Genomic DNA, 16,349 nt, shown 5'->3' on the forward strand with positions numbered 1-16,349 from the left:
GAACCCTGAGCAAGACGCCCGTCGCTTGCCGTCCCAAGCTCTAGAGCGGCAAGGTCTTGCCGCTTTCTCCGTGCCGATTGCCGCTTGCGACGCCTCGCCCCCGCAGTTCCCGTCTAGCCGCGCCTGGCATGGAATCTGCAGTTAAAGCGCCACTCACTACCCGATCCACGACCATGACTTCCGCCCTCGACCGTGAATTCGCCCCGCTGCAAACCGCACTGAACCTGCGGGCGCAGCGGCAGCAATTGCTCTCGGCCAATATCGCCAATGCGAACACGCCCGGCTACAAGGCGGTGGATGTCGATTTTTCCGCCGCGTTCAAAGCCGCTTTATCCGGGCAGCAAACCGGCGGCCTGCCGCTCAAGACCGAGAACGCCAGGCAACTCGCGGGCAACGTCGCCCCGGCCGGATCGAATTTCATCGCCTACCAGGCCGGCAACAACGTGAGCCTGAACGGCAACTCGGTAGACATGAACCGCGAGCAGGCCGCGTTCCAGAAAAACAGCATTCAGTACGAAGCCGATCTCACCTTCCTCACCGGCAAGATCAAAACCCTGACCTCAGCCATCACCGGCAACTAAGCGGCGCATTCACCATGTCCCTGTTCTCCGCCCTCGATGTGGCCAATTCCGGCCTGACGGCTGAAAGCTACCGCCTCAACGTGGTGGCCAGCAATCTGGCCAATGCCAACTCCGCCGTCAGCTCCAACGGCCAGCCCTACCGCGCCCGCGAAGTGGTGTTTGCCGCGCAGCCGTTGTCCGGCCCCGGCGTGCCCGCTGGCGTCAACGGCGTGCAGGTGGCTGGCGTGGTGGAAAAACCCGGCCCGCTCAAGCTCGTCTATGAACCCGGCAACCCGCTGGCCAACAAAGACGGATACGTGAGCTATCCCAACGTCAATCCCGTCGATGAAATGGTCAACATGATTTCCGCCTCGCGCGCCTATCAGGCCGACGTGAACGTGATGACCACCACCAAAAACCTGCTGTTGAAAACCCTCACGCTGGGCCAGTGAATTGTCCAGAATGCCCCGCCACTGACTGAAAGACCCCTGCCATGAGCACCTCTCCCATCAGCTCCAATTCCTTCCTGTCCTCGCTGCAGACGAGCAGCAGCAGCGGCACCTCGGGCAGCGCCGCCAGCGGCCTGAGCGGACTGAACAATGTCAACACCTTCTACACCCTGCTGGTGACTCAGCTCACCAACCAGGACCCGATGAACCCGATGAGCAACACCGATCTGTCGGCGCAGCTCGCGCAGTTCAGCACGGCCAGCGGCATTCAAAGCATGCAGCAGTCGATGGCCACTCTCACCGCCCAGCTCGCGCAGACGCAAGGGCTGCAGGCCGCCAATCTGGTGGGGCAGACCGTCGTGTTCGACAACAACAGCCTCAGCCTGCCCAGCAGCGGCGGCACGGCCGGGGGCTTCACCCTGGCTTCGGCCGCGCAGAACGTGCAGGTGCAGGTGCTCAACAGCACGGGTCAGACCATCGACACGCTGCAACTCGGCGCCCTGCCCACCGGCGTGCAAACCTTCAACTGGGACGGATCGACCAGCGGCGGCCAGCAGGCCCCTGCGGGCAACTACACCTTCAACGTCAGCGCCACGGACGGCACCGGCCAGCCGGTTGCGGCCGTGCCTTTCGGCACGGGCAAGGTGCAATCGGTCTATCTCAACGGCAGCAATGGCCCCGCACTCCAGATGGAGGGGCAGAGCAGCACCGTGCCGCTGTCGAGCATTGTGGGCGTGATGTAGTCGCCTGCTAAGACAGCCGAGTTTTCCCGCAGCGTTTGCCCGAAGCACCCAACACCACACCGCCTTCAGACCACACCATTTTTCGGAGGATTTCATGAGCACCTTCCAAACCGCCTTGTCCGGCCTGCAAGCCGCCTCCACCGACCTGCAGGTGATGGGCAACAACATCGCTAACGCCAACACGGTGGGCTTCAAGAGCTCGAACGCCCAGTTCGCCGACAGCTACGCCGCAGCCATCGCTGGCACCTCGCCGCAGAATGGGCAGGTGGGCATCGGCACCTCGGTAGCCACGGTGGCGCAACAGTTCTCGCAGGGCAATATCCAATCCACGAGCAACCCGCTCGATGTGGCCATCAACGGCAGCGGCTTTTTCCAGTTCAACTACAACGGCGCTACGGTGTATGGTCGCAACGGCCAGTTCCAGCTCGACCAGAACGGCTACATCGTCGATGCTGCGGGTGGCCAGCTCATCGGCACGCCCGCGGTCAGCGGGGTGCTCACCGGTGGCTCCGGCCCGCTGCAAATCACCGCCACCACCCTGGCGCCGCAAGCCACGACCAGCGGTACGCTGGGTCTGAACCTCAATGCCTCGGTGACGCCGATCCCCAGCGGCACCGCTTTCAGCACCAGCGACCCCACCAGCTACAACTACTCGACCACCAGCACGGTGTACGACAGCTTGGGCACCTCGCATCTGCTGACCACCTACTACGCTCTGCCTTCCGGCGGCGCCACGGCCAGTGGACAGGCTTGGAATGTGTATTACTCGGTGGACGGCACCACGGCCGCCGGCGGCATCACCAGCGGCGGCCCCTCCACCATCCAATTCACCCCCACCGGAGCGATCAGCGGCACGGCCACGCTGACGGCCTCCGGCCTCACCTGGGCAGACGGCGCCTCAACTTCCAACATCACCCTCAACTTCGCCGGCTCGACCAATTACAACGCCACCTCGGTGGTGAACTCGCTCACCACCGATGGTTCGTCGGTCGGCCAGCTCAGCAATCTGTCGATCGATCCCAGCGGCGTAGTGTTCGGCCGCTACACCAACGGCCAATCGGCCAAGCTCGGGCTCATCACCCTCACCAACTTCAAGGCGCCGCAGGGCCTGCAGCGCCTGGGCAACAATTACTTCGTGCCCACCTATGCCTCGGGCCAGCCGCTCACCGGGCAGCCGGGCGGCGGCGGGCTGGGCGTGCTGCAGTCCAGCGCGGTGGAGCAGTCCAACGTCGATTTATCGTCGCAACTGGTCAATCTGATCGTCGCGCAGCAGGCTTATCAGGCCAATGCGCAGACCATCAAGACACAGAACCAGGTGGTCCAGACTTTGCTTAGCCTGTAATAAAACAGCTCGCCTCCATCATGGATACCTTGTGGATTGCCGCCACCGGCGCCCGCGCCGTCCTGCGTCAGCAAGCGGTGACGACCAACAATCTCGCCAACGTGAACACCACCGGCTACCGCGGCGAGCAGGCGCAGTTCCGCGCCTTGCCGGTCTACGGCAACGCCCTGCCCACCAGCGCCTACACCACGGTGCAAGGCAACAGCGCGAACCTGCAGGAAGGGCCGATCAACCATACCGGCCGCAATCTCGACGTGGCGATTCGCGGCTCGGGCTGGATCGCGGTGCAGGCTCCCAATGGCGACACCGCCTATACCCGCAACGGCGATCTGCAAGTGAACGCCAGCGGCATTCTGTCCACCAGCGATGGCCGTCCGGTGCTGGGACAGAGCGGCGCGCCGATTTCCGTGCCGCCGCTGGAGTCGGTGCAGATCGGCGCCGACGGCACCATCTCCGGCGTGCCGGTGGGCAGCCAGCCCAACGCGCTGGTCGTGGTCAATCGCATTCAGCTCGTCAACCCGCCGCCCGCGCAGATGCAACGCGGCGCCGACGGCCTGTTCCGCGATACCCAGGGCCCGGCGCCGGCCGACGGCAATGTGCAGCTGGCCGTGGGCGCGTTAGAGGGCAGCAACGTCAACCCGGTGCAGGCCATGATCCAGATTCTCGACAACACCCGCGCGTTCGAAATGCAGACCAAGCTGATGCAGACCGTCGATCAGAACCATCAGGCCGCCACGCAATTGCTCAACGTGAGCTGACCCGCCACGCCACGCCCGCCCCCACAACGCCATTAGAGAAACCGCCATGATCCGCTCGCTCTACGTTGCAAAAACCGGCCTCGAAGCCGAACAAACCCGCATGGACGTGATCGCCAACAATCTGGCGAACGTCAACACCAGCGGCTTCAAAGGATCGCGCGCCGTGTTTCAAGACCTGCTCTATCAAAACCTCACCCAGCCGGGTGCGCAGTCGTCGCAGAGCACGCAATATCCCAGCGGTCTGCAACTGGGCACCGGCGTGCGCCCGGTATCCACCGAGCGGCTGATGACGCAGGGCAACCTCACGCAGACCGGCAATTCGCTCGATGTCGCCATCAACGGCCAGGGCTTTTTTCAGGTGCTCGAACCCAATGGCACCATCGCCTACACCCGCGACGGCACCTTTCAGCTCAACAACCAGGGGCAGCTCGTCACCGCCAACGGCTATCTGGTGCAGCCCACCGTCACCATTCCGGCCAGCGCACAAAGCGTGACCATCGGCAACGACGGCACCGTGTCCGTCACCCTGCCGGGACAGGCAGCGCCGCAGCAGGTGGGCGCGCTGCAACTGGCCAGCTTCGTCAACCCCACCGGGCTGCAGAGCATTGGCGACAACCTCTATCTGCAAACCGGCTCCAGCGGCGCGCCCAACACCGGCCAGCCCACGCTCAACGGATTGGGCTCGGTGCAGCAGGGCTATCTGGAGTCGTCCAACGTCAACGTGGTGGCTGAACTGGTCGACATGATCTCGACCCAGCGCGCTTACGAAGTCAACAGCAAGGCGGTGACGGCTTCCGACCAGATGCTGCAATACGTCAACAACAATCTGTGATGACCGCGATGTCTTTCCTGCGCTCTGACTCTCACCGTCTGCGCCTGTTGCTGGCCGCGACGTTCGCCCTGCTGCTGGGCGCCTGCGCCACGGCGCCGCAGCATCTCAGCAGCGGTTCGCTCAAGCCCCTGCCCATTCCGGCCGAACCGGAGTCGATGAATGCGCACACGCCCAACGGCGCCATCTGGCAGCCGGGCACCAATGTCTCGCTGTTCGAAGACAGCCGGGCGCACCGCGTGGGCGACCTCATTACCGTGCTGATCCAGGAAAACGCCAACGCCACCAAATCGACCAACACCACGGTGAACAAGTCCGACGACGTGAGCGCGGGGCTGTCGAGCTTTTTCGGCAAACCCTTCACCGTGGGCGGCTACTCGCCGTCGATGGGGCTGACCTCATCCACCAAGTTCGGCGGCAACGGCGCTACCTCGCAGAGCAATACTTTCACCACCACCTTGCAAGCCACCGTGGTGCAGGTGATGAGCAACGGCAATATGCAAATCTCCGGGCAGAAGGAAGTCATGCTCAATGGCGGGCATGAATACATCCGCGTGGCCGGTGTGGTGCGCGCGGCCGATGTCAGCCCGCAAAACACCGTGCTGAGTACGCAGATTGCCAACGCTCGCGTGGAATACAGCGGCACCGGCGATGTGTACGCCGCCGCCAAGGTGCCCTGGCTGGCGAGCTTCTTCCTCTCGTTGTGGCCGTTCTGAACTGGGTGACGACATGCCGACCGAATCACTGCGCACCCCCCTCCCAACCTCCCTCACGGCGTGGGGGAGGAGTCATGGCTTCCTCCCCGCTCGCGGGGAGGGCCGGGGTGGGGAGCATGCCATTTATCGCCACTTGCTCGCCTGGCTGGCGGCGCTCTGTCTGCTCTGCGCCGCGGCGTTGCCCGCGCACGCCGCCGCCATTCGCGACCTCACCAGCGTGCAGGGGGTGCGGGTGAACCAGCTCGTCGGCTACGGCCTGGTGGTCGGCCTCGGCGGCACCGGCGACCAGGCCACGCAGGTGCCCTACACCACCCAATCGTTGCTCTCCATGTTTCAGCGACTGGGCATCAATCTGCCGCCCGGCGTAGCCTCCAACCTGCAACCGAAAGACGTGGCCGCGGTGATGATCACCGCCAACCTGCCGCCGTTTTCGCAGCCCGGCCAGCAGATCAACGTGACCGTCTCGGCGGTAGGCAATGCCTCCAGCCTGGCCGGTGGCACCCTGCTGATGACCCCGCTCAAAGGCGCTGACGGCCAGACCTACGCCGTGGCCCAGGGCAGTGTGGTCGTCAGCGGCTTTGGCGCCGCTTCGGGGGGCAACAGCACCCAGGTCAACTTTCTCACCGCGGGCATGATCGCCAACGGCGCCACGGTCGAACGCGCCGTGGCGAACAACTTCGATAAGGCGGGCCCGATCACCCTTGCGCTCAACTCCCCCAGCTTCGGCACCGCCAGCCGTGTGGCCGATTCCATCAACCAGCGTTTCGGCGCGGGCACGGCCACGGCGCTCAACGCCGGGGTCATTCAGGTGAATGCGCCGCTGACCGCGGGCGACCGCACCGCCTTTCTCGGCCAGGTCGAAGCGCTGGACGTCTCTCCCGAATCGCCGCCGGCCAAAGTGGTGATCGACGCCCGCAGCGGCACCGTGGTGTTGGGGCAGAACGTCACCCTGGGCGCCTGCGCGGTGGCGCACGGCAATCTGTCGGTCACCATCAACACGCAGTACGAAGTCAGCCAGCCCAACCCGCTCGGCGCGGGGCAGACCGCCGTCGTCCCCAAAACCGATGTGAAAGCCAAGGCGGACAAGGCCAATCTGCTCATGTTCAAGCCCGGCGTCACGCTCGAAGCGGTGGTGCGCGCACTCAACGCCGTGGGCGCGGCGCCCAACGACCTCATCGCCATTCTGCAGGCCATGAAGGCGGCGGGTGCGCTGCACGCCCAGCTCGAAGTGATTTGAGCGAGTCGAGAGCCCATCCGCCATGACCACGCCACCCAGCCCGCCCCTGTCCCCGCTGCCGCCCAGCGGCGCGGCGGCGTCCAACAGTCTGTCGTTCCAGGGGCTGAACCAGCTCAAGGCTGCCGCCAATGCCGACCCGCGCAGCCCGCAGGCGATCAAGGCCGTGGCGCAGCAATTCGAAGCGCTGCTGATGCAGCAAATGCTCAGCGCCATGAACGCCACCAGCCTGGGGCCGGACTTGCTGGGCGACACCGCGGGGCCGATGTTCAAGTCGATGTTCACCCAGCAACTCGCCACCACCCTCAGCCAGGGGCAAGGCATGGGGCTGGCTACTTATATCGCCCGCGAACTGTCTACCCGGTATGGACTCAACCCCGGGCTCAACCCAGCCTCGTCTAAGCAGCCTTCGGGCACGCCCGCCTCACCCGCTGACAGCGGATCGATCGCCGCACATGCGGTGAACACACAGGCCAGTGCGCTTCCGCTGACCAGCGCGGCAGCAGCCTTGCCCGTGCAGTCGCTCGCCACCTACCGTCAGAACGCCCTGCCGGTGCAGCCGCTCAACCCGACGCTCGGCACCTCGCCCACCGCGCCCAGCTCGTCCGCCAAAAACGCCACCCCGCCGCTCGAACAGGCCAAGTCGTTCATCGCCAGCATTCTGCCCAGCGTGCAGACCGCAGCCAAACAGCTGGGCGTCACGCCCGTAGCCATTCTGGCGCAGGCCGCGCTCGAAACCGGCTGGGGGCAGCACGCACCGGGCAACAATGTGTTTGGCGTCAAGGCGGGCAGCGGCTGGACCGGCGGTACCGTGCAGACACTCACCCGCGAATTTCAGAATGGCGTGGCGTCGGTGGGCACGGCCGCCTTCCGCGCTTACCAGAACGTAGCCGACAGTGTGGACAACTACGCCGCCCTGCTCTCCCGTCCGCGTTACCAGTCGGCCCGTGGTCAGGGCAACGATATTTCGGCGTTCGCCAACGCGCTGCAGCGCAGCGGCTACGCCACCGATCCCGACTACGCCGCCAAGCTGGTGGCCATCGCCCGCAGCCCGCGCATGCAGCTGGCGCTGCAGCAACTTGGGGTAGATTCAGGGCCGGATTCAAGTTCTGCAGCGCAGTGACGTTATCTCTCATACTCCCTGCGCCCTTACTCCCTGCGCCCGCATCCGCCGCCATGTCCCAGCTCCAGCCCCCTCAAGACGAACGCCAGCTCGTCGCTGCGCTCACCGAAGTGCTGCGCCAGCAGCGTCAGGCGCTGGTGAATACCGGCAGCGAAGGCGCCGCTCCCGTGACCCCCATCTGGCAACCGCTGCTCCAGGCGCTCGAAGGCTTTGCGCAGCGCCGCCGCTCGGGCGACCCCGTGCTCGACCACAGCCCCGAGATCACCGCCGAAGTCACCGCCCTGCGCGACGAAACCCTGGCGCTGCAGCACACCCTCACCGTCTGGAGCGCCGCGCTGCAGCAGGCCATCACCCAATCGCAGCGGCAAGCCGCCGAACCCACTTACGGGCCGGCAAGCGGCGTGGCCAAGGGGTATGGCCAGACGCAAGGCCAATCTTTAGGGAGGGGATGAGATGTCGGGCATCAGCGGGCTTCTCAACAATGCCCTCACCGGCTTGCAGGCGGCGCAGTCTGCGCTGCAGGTCACGGGCAACAATATCGCCAACGTCAACACGCCCGGCTACAGCCGCGAAACGGCGGTGCAGAGCACCCTCACGCCCAGCCTGTACGGCGGGCAATATCTGGGCAACGGCACGCAGATCGACGCCGTCACCCGCAGCTACAACAGCTATCTGCAGTCGCAGGTTTGGAGCACGGCGGCCACCGCCAGCGGCGCAAACACCCTCAACACCCAGATCCAGCCCATCGCCAATCTGATCGCCGGCGCCGACTCGGGTCTGAGCACCTCGATCAACCAGTTTTTCGCCAGCGGCGTGGCGCAGGTCGCGGCCAACCCGGCCGATATCCCGTCTCGGCAAAGCCTCATCAGCCAGTCGCAGTCGCTGGCCCAGACCATTCAGACTTCGGCGCAGCAACTGCAAAGCGCTGCCAATGGCGTCAACCAGCAACTCGGCCAAAGCGTGACCGCCATCAACAGCCTCACGCAGCAGATCGCCCAGCTCAACGTTCAGATCAATACCCTCTCGGGCACCGGCAGCACGCCCAACTCGCTGCTCGACCAGCGCGATCAGCTCATCACCCAGTTATCGGGCCAGGTGGGCGTGACCGTGCTGCCGCAAGACGGCAATCAGGTCAACGTGTTCACCGGCAACGGCCAGGTGCTGGTGGCCGGTGCGCAATCGTTCGACCTGAAAACCACGCCCAGTGCCTTCGACCCGTCGCAGCTTGAAGTGGCCTACGCCTCCAATGGCGCGGTGCTGTCGCAGGGCCTGCAAGGCGGCACGCTGGGTGGGCTGCTGCAGTTCCGCAGCCAGGTGCTGCAGCCCGCGCAGAATGCGCTCGGTCGCATCGCCGACGGTCTGGCTTCGGCCATGAACAGCCAGCAGGCACAGGGGCTCGATCTCAACGGCCAGTTCGGGGCGGCCCTATTTCAGGCCGGGCCGGTGCAGGTGCTCGCCAGCTCGGCCAATACCGGCAATGCCGTCATCAGCGGCAGCGTGGTCGATGCCAATGCGCTCACCACCGCCGACTACCGGTTGAACTACGACGGCAGCAACTGGTCGGTCACCAACCTTGCTACGGGGCAGCCCGTCAGCGGGGCGACAGTGGGCGCCTCGGGCAGCGCCACCGTGCTGAGCTTCGACGGCGTGCAGGTCAACGTCAGCGGGGCGCAGGCGGGCAACAGCTTTGAGGTGCAGCCCACGCGCTACGGGGCGCTCAACTTTCAGTCCGTCCTCACCAACCCCACGCAAATCGCCGCAGCCTCGCCCTATGTTTCCAGCGCGGGGCAGATGCTATCGGGCGGCCTGGTCAACACCAATCTGGGCAACCTCACCCTGTCGGCCGGGCAATACAGCGCCACTAGCGGCGCCGGCGCCTTGGTCATTTCGGGCGCGAGCGTGCCGACCCCCCTGCAGGTCACGCTCACCAGTGGCGGCACCAGCGGCGCCGTGGGCTTTCAGGTCACGCAATCCGGCTCGGCCACCGTGCTGGCCAGCGGCAGCCTGAGCCTGGGCGGCAGCGGGCAGGTGCTGTCCATCCCTTACGCCAACAACCCGCCGGGCGGCTACTGGAACGTCACCCTCGCCGGCAGCACCGCCGTCTCGGGCGACGCCTTTACCCTAAGCCCGGCCAGTGGTGGCAACGGCGGCAATGCGCAGGCCATGGCCGCGCTGCAAACCGCCAAAACGCTCGAAGGCGGCAGCACCTCGCTCGAAGGCGCTTATTCGCAGCTCGTCAGCCAGGTCGCCACGCAGGGCAACCAGGCGCAGAGCGCACTGAGCGCGGCCAGCGCCGTCGCCGCCCAGGCGTCAGCCGCGCAGCAGTCGGTCTCGGGTGTGAATCTCGACGAAGAAGCGACCAACCTCATTCAGTATCAGCAGGCGTATCAGGCCGCGGCCAAGGCCATTCAGGTGGGCAACAGCCTGTTCACCTCGCTATTGCAGGCCGTGCAGTAAAAAGGAAGGGCATCGCCATGCGCATCAGCACCTCTCAGTTCTACGCCGCCAGTCTCACCGGCATCCTCAATCAGCAGAACACGCTGGGCACCCTGAGCCAGCAACTCTCCACCGGCAGCACCCTGGTCAACCCCTCAGACCAGCCGGTCGCCGCGGCGCAGAACGTCGCCCTCACCGGGCAGATCAACCGCCTGGCCGGCTACGCGCAAAACGGACAGAACGCGCAAAACTCGCTGCAACTCGAAAGCGCTACGTTGCAAAGCGTCACCACTCTGGTCAGCCAGGCGCGGCAACTCGCGGTGCAGATGAATAACGGCACCGTCAGCTCGCAAGACCTGCAAAACGCCGCGGCCACCATGCAAGGCTATGTGCAGCAACTCGCGCAATACGCCAACACCCAAGACGGCCAGGGCAACTATCTTTTCGCCGGCAGCAAGAGCGGCGCCCAGCCCTTCGTCATTCAGGCGGATGGCAGCGTGCAATACCAGGGCGATGGTGGGCAGAACCAGCTCGCGCTCGGCCCCAATCTGAACACCGCCATCGGCGACCCCGGCAACGCGCTGTTCATGAATGCACGCGCGGGCAACGGCACCTTCAGCGTGAACGCCGCTAGCAGCAACACCGGCGGCGCCACCGCCGGGCCCGGCACCGTCAACAACACCGCCCTTGCCCAGCAAACCCTGCAGGTCGACGGCACGCAGTACCAGATCAGTTTCAGCGGCAGCGGTGGGTCGATGACCTACTCGGTGGCCAGCGGCACCGGCGGCGCGTTCTCCGCCAGCCCGGTCGCCAGCGGCAGCTTCACTCCCGGCATGAGTATCAGCCTGCCCCCCGGCAACACCCCGGCCATCACCGTGCCCATCGTCGGCACCCCGGCGTCGGGCGACAGTTTCACTATCGGCGCTGCCGCGCCGCAAAGCCTGTTCCAGACTTTTCAGTCGCTGGCGCAGGCCTTCTCGGCTTCGGCGCAAACCTCCGGCTCGAACGCTTTGCGCGCACAGTCCATCAGCAACGCCCTGGCCAGCCTCGACCAAAACCAGACCAACCTGCTCAGCGCCCAAGCCAGCATCGGCAGCCGCCTGCAGCAAGTCCAGGCCGTGCAGACGCAAAACTCCAGCCTCACCCTGCAACTGCAAACCCAGCAAACCCAGCTCACCAGCATCAACTACCCGCAGGTCATCACCGAGTACCAGTCCAGCCTCACCGCCCTGCAGGCCGCGCAAAAGGCGTTTACGCAGGTACAGGGGTTGAGCTTGTTCCAGTATCTCTAATTCAGAGGACTACATTTGAAAGCCAATCGCTCCTACGGCTTTGATCCGCTGCTTGACCAGCGGCAACTGTTCTCCCGCGCGAGGCTGCGGGAATTCAGTCAGGATCGGATCGAACTTTGCACCGCCCGCTTCGACATGCTGCTGATCAACGGAGTAGCGCAACCTCACGTTGACCTGTACTTCCACCTTCCGGAATCCGGCCGTCTGGTTCCTGCGCTGGCATTGCCGATCCATGCTGCGGCGGCCCGAATGACTTGGCCCGATTGCTTTGCCGACTGGCCCGACGTACTGCTCAGACGCACTACGACGGAGGTGATCAGGCTCTGCAAAAGTAATCCGCAACTAGGACAGATTGTTGCTACAGACGCATTCCAAGAGGTATTCGGCGGTACAGTCGAGCAGATGCTTGATGGCCGGTCGATCCCGGGGATGGAGAACTACTGGACCACGGCACAGGTACTCAACCGCTACCAATGGGTCGAAAGCCTCATCGCTAAAGGCCGCGTCCTCGAAGTCGCCACAGGCCCCGGATACGGCGCAGCATGGCTGCTTGAACGCCGTCCCGGGGTCGCCGACTATCTCGGCGTCGACCTCGATTCCCTGGCCATCAACCTAGCACGCCGCCTCAACGCGCCGGGACGGGGACGTTTCCATCTAGGCCCGCTAGAAGATTTGCAGGAAACGGGCTTCGATTGGGTGCTCTCACTTGAAACCATTGAGCACACTGGCGATCCAGAAGAATTCCTTGTAGCGCTCAAGCGAAAGCTGGCGCCGGGTGGGCGTATGTTGTTGTCACTGCCCTGCGAACGCTGGCACGGCTTCCACCTCAACCGCCATCATTGGAGCGCATGGAATTACCGCCGCATCCGCGACTTCCTGCAGCCCCATTTCGGTCGGATCGGCTACTGGCGCCAGGGGCGGCCGCTGTTCCAGGAAAATGCCCTGGACGACACGGGGCGGATCACCCCGCTGGAGCAGATCGATCCGGATCGGGACGAAGACTATCTGATGCTCCTGGAGGAACCGCGCGAAGCTCCAAAGCGTCCTCGCGTCGTCGTGCAGCGGCGCTACGCCCGTGGCGACGTGCTCCAGACGACGCCGATCATCCGTGCCGTGCGCGAACGACTGCCGCATCACACGCTGGTCGTTTCGACCGATATAGACGAGGTCTTTGCGGGCAACCCACACGTCGACCTGCTGATGGCCACCTCGTCCGGATTCCGCCCGCGGCCCGACGACCTGGTGATCGACCTTGACGCGGCTTACGAACGTCGGCCGAAGCAGCACATCCTTGTTGCTTATGCCGAGGCGGCCGACGTCGCACTGCCGGATCCGTCGCTCGAACTCCATCTCGATCGGCGCGACTACCAGACTGTCGGCGGACTGCTGGCATCGGCAGGCGAGTCCTGGCAAACGGTGTCCCGCATTGCTGCTGTGCACATGGGCGCCACGCCCGACCGATCGTGGCCTGCCGCGCACTGGCAGACGCTGATCGCCGCGCTGCAGGCCGACCCACGCCTTGGCGTGATCGCGGTCGGTGCCGGCGCGGACTTCCAGCCGCCCGCAGCCGAGCGCATTCTCAATTTGATCAACCGCCTCGATTTGCGCGAAACCGCCGCTGCGATCGCGGTTGCCGACCTGTTGATCGGTCCCGATTCGGCTTTGCTCCACGTCGCCGCTGCTGTCGGCACTCCCGCCGTCGGTCTCTATGGCATGGCCGATCCGAAGTACCGTGTCCCATTCGGTGCAGAACAGACCGCGCTGCGCTCGCCGGTGGAATGCGTCGGCTGCCTGCACGATCTGCCGGCGCCCAACACCAATCCGCGGTGCAAGTTTGGAAAATCTTTCTGTATGGAGGCAATCAGCCCATCGCGGGTCGTCGCTGCGGTAATCGAGCAACTCGATCGCCGGGCTGCGGATGCGTGGCGCACCCGCCTGCGTCTGGGCGGATGCAGGGAATTGCCCGCAAAATCGAAATCGCCACGCTGGTCCGAAGCGTCGGGTAGCGCATTCCCGGCTGGAGAAATCAACGGCGCCGCCACGCAATCAGTCGCCAACATAGCAGCACCTTCGGCACCACCTCCCCCGCCTACCCCTTGGCTCCCCGCGGGCCGCTGGCTGCCAACAGAAAAGACCTGGATAGACGAAACCCTTGCGGAGTGGGGACGCTCCAATACGGCTGTCCCAGCGATCGCCCTCGCGTTGCTGCCGCATCCGAAACTTGCAGCACAGCCCACTTCCGACAGCCTTAAGGCGCAATTGTTCGGCGGCAAGCTGCTGCCGGTCCAGACGCAGCCCGACACAACCAAGTTGATCGCGCAATCCAACCAGGCGCTGCAAGACAACGACGCCGACTGGCTCGGCCTGATCGACGCGGGCGACCAGCTCGCGCCGGATGCGCTGTTCCGCATCGCGCATGCCGTGCGCGAGCATCCGCAGTGGCAGATCGTCTACACCGACGAAGACCAGATCACCGCCGATGGTCAGCACACCAACCCGCATTGCAAGCCCGACTTCAATCTCGACTATCTGCGCAGCCTGCCCTATGTCGGCGGGCTGCTGTTGATTCGGCGCGATCTGTTCGAGGCGCTTGGCGGCTTCGACCCGCAGGCCGAAGGCGCGGAAGACTACGACCTGATGCTGCGGGCGTGGGAGCATCTGCAGCGCACGGGCGCAGGAGAAGCGGCCGTCGGCCATGTGCCCGAGGTGCTCTATCACCGCCTTCAGGGTTCGGGGCATACGCACAAGTCGGTGCCCGAAATTCTGCAAGCCGGGCACTCGGCGCTGCAGCGCCATTTCGAGCGTCTGGGCATTGCGGCGCAGGTGCAGCCGGGGCCATTTCCGCCCTCGTTCCGCGTGCGCTGGCCGCTGCCCGAGGCGCGGCCGCTGGTGTCCATCCTCATTCCCACGCGCGACCAGTTGCCGCTGTTGCAGCGCTGCGTGGAGTCGGTGATCGAAAAAACCAAGTACCCGGCTTACGAAATTCTCATCATCGACAATGACAGCCAGACGGCTGAGGCGCGCAACTATCTGGCAGCGATCGAAGCCAAGGAGGCCGAACTCGGCGGTCGCCTGCGCGTGGTGCGCCAGCCCGGCCCGTTCAACTTCTCGGCGATGAACAACGCGGCTGCCCGCGCCGCGCGCGGCGACTATCTGCTGCTGCTCAACAACGACACCGCTGCGCTGCACGACGACTGGCTCGACGAAATGATGGGCCACGCCGTTCGGCCCGATGTGGGTATCGTCGGCGCCAAGCTGCTCTACCCCGATGGCAAGATTCAGCATGCCGGGGTCATTCTCGGTCTGCGCGGCCCAGCGGAGCATCCCTTCATCGGCCGCCCGCCCGAAGACCGCGGCTACTTCGGCCGTGCCCAGCTCACGCAAGATCTCTCGGCCGTCACCGGCGCCTGCCTGCTGGTGCGCAAAAGCGTTTACGAGCAGGTAGGCGGTCTGGACGAACAGGCTTTCAAGGTGTCTTACAACGACATCGATCTGTGTTTGAAAGTGCGCGAGGCGGGCCTGCGCATCGTGTTCACGCCCTACGCGCTGCTGATGCACGAAGGCTCGGCCAGCCAGAAGAGCGGCACCGAGACCCAGCCTGACAACGCCAAGCTCAAACGCTTCGCCGCCGAAAAAGACGCCATGTATGCCAAGTGGCTACCGCAGCTCGCGTTCGACCCCGCCTACAACCGCCACCTGAGCTTGGCCAGCACCGACTTTCTGCTCGACGATCAGCCCTGCCTGAGCTGGGACCCAGACTGGCGGCCCCGTCCGCGTGTGCTGGTGCATTCGGCCGACCGCGAAGGCTGCGGCGAGTACCGCATCATTGCGCCCATGCGCGCGCTCAACCGCGCCGGGCTCACCCAGGGCTGGGAGACCATGCGCCTGTTCGAGCCCGCCGAAATGGAACGCATGCAGCCCGACAGTCTGGTGGTGCAGCGCCAGATGGAGTGGCCGCAGATCGAGGCGCTGGAGCGCCACGCCCGTACCTCCAAGGCGTTTCGCGTGTTCGAGATCGACGACCTCATCACCAATCTGCCGCACAAAAGCGTGCACAAAAGCACCATCCACAAAGACATCGCCAAGCGCTTTCGCAAAGCCGCCGGGCTGTGCAACCGGCTGGTGGTAGCCACCGAACCGCTGGCCAAGGCTTATGCCCATTTCACCGACGAAGTCGTGGTGCAGCCTAATTACCTCGAAGCCGCGCGCTGGGGTCATTTGCAACCGGCGCGTGCCGAGCGCAGCAAACCCCGCGTGGGCTGGGCCGGGGGCGTGGGCCATACCGGCGATCTCGAACTGATTGCCGATCTGGTGCGCGATACGGCCAGTGAAGTCGATTGGGTGTTTTTCGGCCTGTGCCCTGAAGCCCTCAAACCGCTGGTCAAGGAGTTTCACCCCGGCGTGCCGCTCGATCAATATGCCGCCAAGCTGGCCGTGCTCGATCTCGACCTGGCCGTCGCCCCGCTGGAAGACAACGCCTTCAACGAAGCCAAGAGCCATCTGCGCCTGCTGGAATACGGCATCCTCGGCTACCCGGTCATCTGCTCCGATCTCACGCCGTATCAGGGCGATTTTCCCGTCACCCGCGTGGCCAACCGCTACCGCGATTGGACGCGCGCGCTGCGCGAAGCCGTCTCCGACCGCGCCGCGCTACGCGCCCAGGGCGACGCGCTACGCGCCAAGGTGCTGGCCGACTGGATGATGGAAGACCATCTCGACACCTGGCTGAAAGCCTGGCTGCGCTGATGTCACGCTGAGTGCGCAACGAAGCGAGGCTGTTTTTACGCAACACGGCGGGCCAGCGCTAGGTCAACGCCTTTGGGCCGCTGCTAGGATCAACGCAACGATCGAGACTCCATTTCCCGTT

At 64.9% G+C, this 16,349-nt stretch carries 14 protein-coding genes; 13 read left to right on the forward strand and 1 reads right to left on the reverse strand.

What is annotated here, in order from left to right; genetic code table 11:
- The first annotated feature begins 173 nt into the window (after positions 1-173).
- The 12 genes from flgB to flgL all read left to right on the forward strand — a co-directional run bounded on the left by flgB (position 174) and on the right by flgL (position 11,482).
- On the forward strand, positions 174-581 hold the full coding sequence (gene flgB / locus B3H47_RS12935; protein WP_013105540.1) for a flagellar basal body rod protein FlgB: 408 nt from the start codon (positions 174-176) through the stop codon (positions 579-581).
- A gap of 14 nt (positions 582-595) precedes the next feature.
- A complete protein-coding gene (gene flgC, locus B3H47_RS12940) occupies positions 596-1,012 on the forward strand; it encodes a flagellar basal body rod protein FlgC (RefSeq protein ID WP_013105539.1) in 417 nt (138 codons plus the stop codon).
- Positions 1,013-1,053: 41 nt separating this feature from the next.
- Entirely contained in the window at positions 1,054-1,752 is a 699-nt protein-coding gene (locus B3H47_RS12945; RefSeq protein WP_286987420.1) for a flagellar hook assembly protein FlgD, read from the forward strand.
- Between the two features lie 94 nt (positions 1,753-1,846).
- Complete coding sequence (gene flgE, locus B3H47_RS12950) at positions 1,847-3,094, forward strand: flagellar hook protein FlgE (protein ID WP_286987421.1); 1,248 nt, start codon at positions 1,847-1,849, stop codon at positions 3,092-3,094.
- Positions 3,095-3,114: 20 nt separating this feature from the next.
- A complete protein-coding gene (gene flgF, locus B3H47_RS12955; protein ID WP_286987423.1) occupies positions 3,115-3,852 on the forward strand; it encodes a flagellar basal-body rod protein FlgF in 738 nt (245 codons plus the stop codon).
- 46 nt (positions 3,853-3,898) lie between these two features.
- The gene (flgG, locus tag B3H47_RS12960; RefSeq protein WP_013122873.1) at positions 3,899-4,684 is read left to right on the forward strand and encodes a flagellar basal-body rod protein FlgG; all 786 of its coding nucleotides are present in this window, start codon (positions 3,899-3,901) and stop codon (positions 4,682-4,684) included.
- An 8-nt stretch (positions 4,685-4,692) separates the two neighbouring features.
- Positions 4,693-5,397 (forward strand): flagellar basal body L-ring protein FlgH, encoded by a 705-nt coding sequence (locus tag B3H47_RS12965; RefSeq protein ID WP_286987425.1) that lies wholly within the window; start codon positions 4,693-4,695, stop codon positions 5,395-5,397.
- A gap of 13 nt (positions 5,398-5,410) precedes the next feature.
- Entirely contained in the window at positions 5,411-6,634 is a 1,224-nt protein-coding gene (locus tag B3H47_RS12970; protein ID WP_286987427.1) for a flagellar basal body P-ring protein FlgI, read from the forward strand.
- A 22-nt stretch (positions 6,635-6,656) separates the two neighbouring features.
- The gene (gene flgJ, locus B3H47_RS12975) at positions 6,657-7,754 is read left to right on the forward strand and encodes a flagellar assembly peptidoglycan hydrolase FlgJ (protein WP_286987429.1); all 1,098 of its coding nucleotides are present in this window, start codon (positions 6,657-6,659) and stop codon (positions 7,752-7,754) included.
- Positions 7,755-7,807: 53 nt separating this feature from the next.
- Positions 7,808-8,206, forward strand: coding sequence for a hypothetical protein (locus B3H47_RS12980; protein ID WP_156052830.1), 399 nt, complete (start codon positions 7,808-7,810; stop codon positions 8,204-8,206).
- Between the two features lies 1 nt (position 8,207).
- On the forward strand, positions 8,208-10,211 hold the full coding sequence (flgK, locus tag B3H47_RS12985; RefSeq protein ID WP_286987431.1) for a flagellar hook-associated protein FlgK: 2,004 nt from the start codon (positions 8,208-8,210) through the stop codon (positions 10,209-10,211).
- 17 nt (positions 10,212-10,228) lie between these two features.
- Positions 10,229-11,482: a flagellar hook-associated protein FlgL gene (flgL, locus tag B3H47_RS12990; RefSeq protein WP_286987434.1), complete on the forward strand. Its 1,254-nt coding sequence runs from the start codon at positions 10,229-10,231 to the stop codon at positions 11,480-11,482.
- A gap of 9 nt (positions 11,483-11,491) precedes the next feature.
- On the opposite strand, the gene B3H47_RS12995 is transcribed toward flgL, so the two are convergent.
- A complete protein-coding gene (locus B3H47_RS12995; protein ID WP_286987436.1) occupies positions 11,492-11,668 on the reverse strand; it encodes a hypothetical protein in 177 nt (58 codons plus the stop codon).
- Between the two features lie 243 nt (positions 11,669-11,911).
- Between B3H47_RS12995 and B3H47_RS13000 the strand changes: the two genes are divergently transcribed.
- Positions 11,912-16,228, forward strand: coding sequence for a glycosyltransferase (locus tag B3H47_RS13000; RefSeq protein ID WP_286987438.1), 4,317 nt, complete (start codon positions 11,912-11,914; stop codon positions 16,226-16,228).
- The last annotated feature ends 121 nt before the right edge of the window (positions 16,229-16,349 follow it).

The sequence above is a fragment of the Thiomonas sp. UBA7699 genome (assembly GCF_002482605.1).
In the GTDB taxonomy this organism is placed as follows: domain Bacteria; phylum Pseudomonadota; class Gammaproteobacteria; order Burkholderiales; family Burkholderiaceae_C; genus Thiomonas; species Thiomonas arsenitoxydans.